Here is a 5,846-nt window from a genome sequence, read left to right on the forward strand (position 1 = left end):
TAGCGCAGTTTAGAGAATATATTATGCTTGAAGGATTTGTAGGATCAGATACCATTTTTAAAATAAAATCATCTTTATCTTCAAAGGTATTTTGTATACCTAAAACCTCACAAAACTTTTCGTAAGTAGTTTTATCATCTAGCATATCATCGTAGTATTTCTTCAAATATACTCCAAGCTCGTATGCTCTTTCTAAATATCTTCCCAACCAGTACAAATTTTCCTTTTTATTTATTGAGATATAATCCATGTATCTTTGAAACCTCCTCCTTGAGATGAATTTACTACAAAGCTTCCTTCACCTCTTGCAAATCTTGTAAGTCCACTTTTCCAGACCTTAATATCTTTTCCTTGTATTATAAAAGCTCTTAAATCTGCTTTTCTATATACAAATTCGCCATCCTCGTAACATTTTAAATCCTTGAAATCTATTATCTCTTGTGCGATAAATCTTCTAGGATTTTCTATTATAAGAGATTTTAATTCCTCTAATTTTTCCTCAGTTAAATCTCTTCCAAATACTACTCCATATCCTCCTGCTTCACTTACATCTTTTATTACTAATTTTTTTATATTTTCTAAAATATAATCGTAATCCTCTTTATAATAAGGTACGTATGTCGGAGCATTATTTAAAATCGGTTTTTCTCCTAAATAATACTCTATCATCTTAGGTACAAAGTAATATATTCCCTTATCATCTGCTATACCATTTCCAGGTGCGTTTATAAGTGCTACATTTCCTTTTTTGTAAGCCTCCATAACATGAGGTATACCTATTAAGGAATCTTTATTAAATACCATAGGATCCATATACTCGTCTGAAATACGGTGGTATATAGCTCCAACTCTATTTTTATGACCATTCATACATTTGTAGTATACGACATCATCTTCTACAAATAGATCTCCTGGAAATGCAAGCATAGAGTGTGTTTTTTCAGCTAAATAAGAATGTTCAAAAAACGCTGAATTATATTCTCCTGGAGTTAAAACTACATTTATTCCTCCGCAATTTACATCGTCAAACATCTCTTTTAATAGCTTAGCATAATCTCTATTATCCCAGACATTATTTTCTTCAAATGTCTCCGGAGATATTGTTCTGACTATGTCCCTAGCTATCAAAGGATATGAGGCTCCTGATGGAACTCTTAAATTATCTTCCAAAATCAACCATTCTCCAGTTTTAGCTTGAACTAAATCAATTCCAGAAATATGATTATGTATCCCTAAAGGAGGAGTTATATTGCAGCATTCTTCTAAATATCCAGGTGATGAAAATATAAAATCTTCAGGTATTACATTATCCTTTAGTATAGATCTTTTAGTGTATATATCTTCTAAAAAATAATTAAGTGCTGAGGCTCTTTGAATTAATCCTTTTTCAATAACTTCAAATTCTTCTTTAGTAATTATTCTAGGAGTAGTATCAAAAGGAAATAATTGATTTTTAAATACTCCATTTTTATATAGTCCAAATGTTACGCCATATCTTTCTAATCTTTCATTGATATGATCTCTATGATTGTGTAAATGCTCCATAAGTATTCCCCCTTTTGATAAAATTAAGAATCCAATATATTGTACACATTTTTCGAAAAGAGTTTCTTTAAATTTATCAAATATTATTTTATTAACAATAATATTAGCACAAAAAATGTCGTTTCTCAACAAATTAATTTAATTTTCTTAATTTACTGAATATTTATAATTAATTTTATTTTTATAATTAATTTCCTTCATTACAAGAAATTTTAATTATTTATATATATTTTTTAAAAGTAAAAGAGCCATATAAATCAGATACTTCTAATTTATATGGCTCTATATTGCCCGATTATATTTTAATATCTACTACTACGATTATATTGCTACTATTACTAAATCTATTATTATATTTATTGCCGCGACCTTTAATTTAACTAAGCTATTTCTGTATTTGTATTTTCAGCTTCTGCATATTTAGGTATTAAATTGAAATATAAATGTTCAGCTTGCCCATTTGCTTCACATACATTCATACTTAAATTATAATCACTTGGATTATATATACCTACTAAAGCATCCTTACTCATATCTACTAATTGATGCATAGCTTCTTTTTCTTGTTCTGTTAAATAATTATAATCTGTTACATGTCTTTTTGGTACTATTAACATGTGTCCTGGTGTAGTTGGATTAGTATCAAATTTTGCATAAGCAAATTCATTCTCCAACAAATAATCTCTCTTTTGGCAATATTGACAATTCATATAGTCTCCTCCTCTTGTTTTTTAAATGTATTAAATATAAAAATAAAAAAATAAAAATTTGTAATATTATTGTAGCATAAATTTACAGATTTGTGTAATTTTTTTGATAATTTTGTCTATTTTTTTAAAAAAATATGCAAATTTTAATTTCGACAAAAATAAAATTTGCATAAATCTCAGTATTTATTTATTATTTAGAAGCTTTTCTTCGTATTCTTTTTCTTTAAAGCCATTTATAACTATATCTTCTCCTACTATCATAGGTCTTTTTATAAGCATGCCGTCACTTGCTAATATTTCTAGTAATTTATCGTCTGTTTCAGTTTTTACAACATCCTTAAGTCCTAATTCTCTATATTTTACACCACTTGTGTTAAAAAATTTTTTTATAGGCATACCGCTTTTTTTATAAATTTGTTCTAATTCCTCTTTTGTAGGAGTATCGTTTATTAAATCTATTTCTTCAAATTCAATATTATTATCTTGTAACCATTTCTTTGCTTTTTTAACTGTTGAACATTTTGAATAACCGTAAAATTTTATCATAATATCTTCCTTTCTAAAATCAATTAATTTTCGTTCCATGGAACGAGCTGAACCTCTCCATATGCTCTATCAACTAACCTGTTTGAGTATTCTCCCTTGTATCCGATTATATTTAGTATAATCAATTCTACATATCTAGTTCCTATTTGTATTATATTCCACACATCTTCAACTGTAATAGTGGCTCTATTTCTCTTTCTCGTAGGATGGACTATTTTATTTCTATAGTATATAAGCAAGTCCACACCGTCGTCAAATCTGTCATTTATATAATTATCGAATAAAAATAATTCTTCCTTTCCATAAGGAATAGAACAGACATCTAGTAGAGTCCTTATGTTTTTTGTGGCTAAATTTTCGTCAAATTCATCGTCTGTAAATATATGCTCCTGCTCAACTAATACTATATAAGATAATGTTTCTAGACATATCTGTATAGATATAAGGTTGTTTTCTAAAGTCAATCCATCAAATGACTGCAAATACCAGTCGACAGCTTGTCTTATAGCTTGATTGTAGTAGTTGTCTGTCAATTTATTGTTCATAAGAGTTAGATATTTTTCCATATTATGATAATTAGATATAGTGTCCTTCCAATTTGGAACAAATCTATATGGACTTATAAATGTCTCCCTCCACAATCTATATACATTTTCTCCGTCTTTGTAACCAAATGCCGCACATATATCTACATATCTGCCGCACATAAAGCTAAAAGAAAGCGCCAAATTATCAAATAGCTGATTTACTATATTTGTTCTAAAGGATTTTTTATCCTTTCTTCTTATTCTACCGCTATGAGTTATTATATGTGCATCTCTGTCTTTTAATTTTTCATCTAGCTCCTTAGTAAAGTCAAATCTTTTATCTATTACAACTTCAAAATCACCTGAATTAAATTCCATTCTCCCTGCAAATAGCTTGTCGTTATATCTTATGAGTTTTCCAAAATATTTATCAAAATTTACAATATCAAAATCGACATAATCGACCTCGTAATTTTTAGATCTTATATGTCCGTGGTTTATATATCCTTCTATAGTCGAGTCGTTTATAGATGTTATCGTAACAGAAGCCGGCTTATACTGGTAAATTTCAATTTCTGCTGAGTCATAATCCAATGTAATATTGACATCGTAATCCTTAATCGATAATATCCTTCCCTTGAACACTATCGTTCCTTCTGTAGCCATTTTATATACCACATTTCCAGTGCATTTGTACTTTTTATCAAGTAAATATATACAAAATCTACCTTCATAAATTGGAATATTTTCATCTATATCAAATTGAAGAAATCTTGAAAATATAGCATTATCAATTAATTTCATATTTATTCACCTTTTCTATATATTTAATTTTATTGTCTATCGATTTTGAATTATATTATATCATATTTATATATGCATTAATCATTAAATAAAAAAATCTTTCCCTATAAAGAGAAAGATTTTTTATAAAATTTAACTTTTTAAACTTATTTTAAAGCTTCTTTTACTGCATCGTAAGCAAAGTCTACTATTTCTTTACATCCAACTCTATCTTTTTTAAGAGCTTTACAATCTGTAGCACCATAAGTTTCTTTAACTTTTTCCATTACTTTTTTAGTATAAGATTTTGCTACATTTTCTTCGCCTACTTTATCTCTACCTTTTGCAAAGCTAGCACATATACATGCTCCATTTACAGCTCCACATAAATTTCCAACAGCACATCCGCCGCCTAAACCACTTGCTACTCTTATTGGTATATCAGTACCAAATTCATCGTTATATGCTTGTATTACTGATTCAGCGCAATTTAATCCTTCCATAAAATAATCTGATGCTAATTTTTTTTCACTCATTTTTTTATCCTCCAATTTTTCTATATACTACTTATATTTTAACAAAGTTTTGCAAAAAAAAACATTGCTTCTTAAAATAAATTAGTAGAAACAATGTATTAAATAGGTTTATTTTTATTTGGTTAAATATGGTTAACTAATTCAGCGTAAAATACATCTAGATTATAATCTTTCTGCAACATATTTTACTAAGTCTACAGTTCTTGTTGAGTAACCCCATTCATTGTCGTACCAAGATACAACCTTGAACATTTTATCTCCAATCGCCATAGTTGATAATGCATCTATTATAGAAGATCTAGAATCTCCTCTAAAATCAATTGATACAAGTGGTTTATCACAGTATCCTAATATTCCTTTTAATTCTCCGTCTGCAGCTTCTTTTAGTGCAGCGTTTACTTCTTCTATTGTAGCACCTTTTTTAAGTGTGCAAACTAAATCTACTAGTGAAACAGTTGGAGTAGGAACTCTTACTGAAAATCCGTTTAATTTACCTTCTAATTGAGGTAAAACCTTAGCTACGGCTTTTGCAGCTCCTGTTGTTGTTGGTATCATAGATTCAGCTGCAGCTCTTGCTCTTCTTAAATCCTTGTGAGTTTTATCTAATAATTGTTGATCATTTGTATATGCATGTATAGTAGTCATTAAACCTTCTTCTATACCGAATTTTTCGTCTAGTACTTTTGCAAATGGTGCTAAGCAGTTAGTTGTACAAGAAGCATTTGAAATTATATTGTGTTTTTCGCTGTCGTATTCTTTTTCATTTACACCCATTACTACTGTAATGTCTTCGTCTTTACCTGGTGCAGTTATTATAACCTTTTTAGCTCCAGCAGCTATATGTTTAGAAGCGCTTTCCTTATCTCTAAATTTACCTGTAGATTCAATTACTATATCTACTCCTAATTCACCCCATGGTATTTCAGCTGGATCTGAATATCTAAGAATTTTTACTTCTTTAGAATCTATTAACATAGTTTCTTCGTCTTTAACTTCTACTTCACCTTTGTATATTCCATAGCAAGAATCATATGTAAATAAATGTGCTAATGTTTCTGCATTTGCTCTAGCATTTATAGCAACTATTTGTATATCATCATTTAATCTTTCTTGTGCTATTCTAAGCACATTTCTTCCTATTCTACCGAAACCATTTATTCCTACTTTTATCAAGTTTATATCCCCCATTTCATAAGTTA

Annotated in this window: 7 protein-coding genes; all 7 read right to left on the minus strand. The window is 28.7% G+C overall.

Annotation, left to right across the window (positions count from 1 at the left end):
* A partial coding sequence (locus ACI3VO_RS04185) for an alpha-E domain-containing protein (protein ID WP_439756718.1) occupies window positions 1-250 on the minus strand: 250 nt, incomplete at its 3' end.
* Complete coding sequence (locus ACI3VO_RS04190; protein WP_439756719.1) at window positions 232-1,545, minus strand: circularly permuted type 2 ATP-grasp protein; 1,314 nt, start codon at window positions 1,543-1,545, stop codon at window positions 232-234. The genes ACI3VO_RS04185 and ACI3VO_RS04190, both read right to left, overlap by 19 nt.
* 380 nt (window positions 1,546-1,925) lie before the next feature.
* The gene (locus ACI3VO_RS04195) at window positions 1,926-2,255 is read right to left on the minus strand and encodes an HIT family protein (protein ID WP_439756720.1); all 330 of its coding nucleotides are present in this window, start codon (window positions 2,253-2,255) and stop codon (window positions 1,926-1,928) included.
* A gap of 183 nt (window positions 2,256-2,438) precedes the next feature.
* On the minus strand, window positions 2,439-2,801 hold the full coding sequence (locus ACI3VO_RS04200; protein WP_439756723.1) for an arsenate reductase family protein: 363 nt from the start codon (window positions 2,799-2,801) through the stop codon (window positions 2,439-2,441).
* 23 nt (window positions 2,802-2,824) lie between these two features.
* Entirely contained in the window at window positions 2,825-4,132 is a 1,308-nt protein-coding gene (locus ACI3VO_RS04205) for a hypothetical protein (RefSeq protein ID WP_439756721.1), read from the minus strand.
* 146 nt (window positions 4,133-4,278) lie between these two features.
* Window positions 4,279-4,647, minus strand: a complete 369-nt coding sequence (locus tag ACI3VO_RS04210; RefSeq protein ID WP_439756722.1) for a C-GCAxxG-C-C family (seleno)protein — start codon at window positions 4,645-4,647, stop codon at window positions 4,279-4,281.
* Window positions 4,648-4,809: 162 nt separating this feature from the next.
* Window positions 4,810-5,835 (minus strand): type I glyceraldehyde-3-phosphate dehydrogenase, encoded by a 1,026-nt coding sequence (gene gap / locus ACI3VO_RS04215; RefSeq protein ID WP_439756724.1) that lies wholly within the window; start codon window positions 5,833-5,835, stop codon window positions 4,810-4,812.
* Window positions 5,836-5,846: the final 11 nt, after the last annotated feature.

The sequence above is a fragment of the Intestinibacter sp. genome (genome assembly GCF_051866655.1).
Taxonomy (GTDB): Bacteria; Bacillota; Clostridia; order Peptostreptococcales; family Peptostreptococcaceae; genus Intestinibacter.

Excerpts from the sequence above, each read along its gene's own strand:
- ACI3VO_RS04190 (WP_439756719.1), bottom strand. The coding sequence starts at position 1,545 with ATGGAGCATTTACACAATCATAGAGATCATATCAATGAAAGATTAGAA.
- ACI3VO_RS04195 (WP_439756720.1), bottom strand. The coding sequence starts at position 2,255 with ATGAATTGTCAATATTGCCAAAAGAGAGATTATTTGTTGGAGAATGAA.
- ACI3VO_RS04200 (WP_439756723.1), bottom strand. The coding sequence starts at position 2,801 with ATGATAAAATTTTACGGTTATTCAAAATGTTCAACAGTTAAAAAAGCA.
- ACI3VO_RS04205 (WP_439756721.1), bottom strand. The coding sequence starts at position 4,132 with ATGAAATTAATTGATAATGCTATATTTTCAAGATTTCTTCAATTTGAT.
- ACI3VO_RS04210 (WP_439756722.1), bottom strand. The coding sequence starts at position 4,647 with ATGAGTGAAAAAAAATTAGCATCAGATTATTTTATGGAAGGATTAAAT.
- gap (WP_439756724.1), bottom strand. The coding sequence starts at position 5,835 with ATGGGGGATATAAACTTGATAAAAGTAGGAATAAATGGTTTCGGTAGA.